Source organism: Vibrio sp. Vb2131, from assembly GCF_033338535.1.
Taxonomy (GTDB): domain Bacteria; phylum Pseudomonadota; class Gammaproteobacteria; order Enterobacterales; family Vibrionaceae; genus Vibrio; species Vibrio alginolyticus.
The window spans coordinates 1-614 of sequence record NZ_JAWOSW010000104.1; the positions used below are offsets into that span (position 1 = coordinate 1).

Sequence of the window (614 nt, forward strand, 5' to 3'; positions counted from 1 at the left end):
GTTTTCGGTTATCAAACGTTTCGTGATGGCCAGCAAGAGGTCATCGAATCGGCGGTCGAGGGCAAAGACAGTCTGGTGATCATGCCGACAGGTGGTGGCAAATCTCTTTGCTATCAGATACCTGCGTTGGTTCGTAGTGGCATCACCTTGGTGATTTCGCCGCTGATTTCTTTGATGAAAGACCAGGTCGATCAGCTCAAAGCCAACGGCGTTGCGGCAGAGTGTGTGAACTCCACCATGAGCCGTGAAGAGCTGCTGAGTGTGTATAACCGCATGCACAGCGGTCAACTCAAATTGGTTTACGTCTCACCAGAACGCGTGTTAATGCGTGACTTCATCGAGCGACTCGAAAACCTGCCTTTGGCGATGATTGCGGTGGATGAAGCGCACTGTATCTCGCAGTGGGGACACGATTTCCGTCCTGAATACGCCGCGCTGGGTCAGCTAAAGCAGCATTTTTCGCATGTGCCATTTATGGCGCTCACCGCCACTGCGGATGACGCTACACGTCGCGACATTCTTGAACGCTTACGTTTGCATGAACCTCATGTCCACTTAGGCAGTTTTGACCGTCCGAATATTCGCTACAACCTGGTCGAGAAGCATAAGCCGAT

Annotated in this window: 1 protein-coding gene; it reads left to right on the forward strand. The window is 52.0% G+C overall.

Annotated elements, in window-relative coordinates:
* Nucleotides 1-614, forward strand: a 614-nt coding sequence (locus R7E38_RS23105; RefSeq protein ID WP_318082182.1) for a RecQ family ATP-dependent DNA helicase, incomplete at both ends; no start/stop codon positions are given.